At 72.5% G+C, this 1,267-nt stretch carries 1 protein-coding gene; it reads left to right on the top strand.

Going from position 1 to position 1,267, the window contains the following annotated elements:
• Positions 1-1,267: type I polyketide synthase (locus ACZ56B_RS32865; protein ID WP_468798766.1), on the top strand; the 1,267-nt coding region annotated here is incomplete at both ends.

Here is a 1,267-nt window from a genome sequence, read left to right as displayed (position 1 = left end):
ATCGTCGGTATGGCCTGCCGTTTCCCGGGGGGCGTCTCGTCCCCGGACGAGCTGTGGGAGCTGCTCGCCGAGGGCCGCGACGGCGTGACCCCGTTCCCCGCCGACCGCGGCTGGGACCTCGATGGGATCTTCGATCCCGAACCCGGACAGGCCGGCCGCACCTATGTGGGGGTCGGTGGGTTCCTGGGGGATGTGGCGGGGTTCGATGCGGAGTTGTTCGGGATCAGTCCGCGGGAGGCGTTGGCGATGGATCCGCAGCAGCGGCTGCTGCTGGAGGCGTCGTGGGAGGCGTTGGAGCGGGCGGGTGTGGATCCGGTGTCGGTGCGGGGTTCGGTGTCGGGGGTGTTCGTCGGGACGAACGGTCAGGATTACGTGCTGGCCTCGCGGGGGGGTTTCGCGGGGGTCGAGGGGTTTGTGGGGACGGGGTCCGCGGCGAGTGTGATGTCGGGGCGGGTGGCGTATGCGCTGGGGTTGGAGGGGCCTGCGCTGACGGTGGACACGGCGTGTTCGTCGGCGTTGGTGGCGGTGCATCTGGCGGTGCGGGCGCTCCGGGCGGGGGAGTGCGCTCTGGCGTTGGCGGGTGGGGTGACGGTGATGTCGACGCCGGCGGCGTTCGTGGAGTTCTCGCGGCAGCGGGGGCTTGCGGCGGACGGCCGGTGCAAGGCGTTCGCGGAGGGGGCGGACGGCACGGTGTGGGGCGAGGGCGTGGGGATGCTGGTGCTGGAGCGGCTGTCCGATGCGCGTCGTCGTGGGCATCGTGTGCTTGCGGTGGTGCGGGGGAGCGCGGTGAATCAGGACGGTGCGTCGAACGGGTTGACGGCGCCGAACGGTCCGTCGCAGCAGCGGGTGATCCGGCAGGCGTTGCGGGATGCGGGGGTGGGGCCGGCGGATGTGGACGTGGTGGAGGCGCACGGGACGGGGACGGCGCTGGGGGATCCGATCGAGGCGCAGGCGCTGCTGGCCACGTATGGCCGGGGCCGGCGGGAGCCGTTGTGGCTGGGGTCGGTGAAGTCCAACCTGGGGCACACCCAGGCCGCCGCCGGAGTCGCCGGCATCATGAAGATGGTCCTGGCGTTGCAGCGTGAGAGCCTGCCGAGGACCCTTCATGCCGAGCGGCCGTCCTCGCACGTCGACTGGGAGGCGGGGGCGGTGCGGCTGCTCACCGAGTCCCGGGAGTGGCGGCGTGGTGACCGGCCGCGCCGGGCGGGTGTCTCGGCGTTCGGGATCAGCGGCACCAACGCCCACGTCATCCTCGAAGAACCCCCGG

The organism is Streptomyces sp. NPDC034670 (assembly GCF_055574875.1).
The sequence above is the reverse complement of the archived record's forward strand: the minus strand, read 5'-3'. Positions and strand labels throughout refer to the sequence as shown.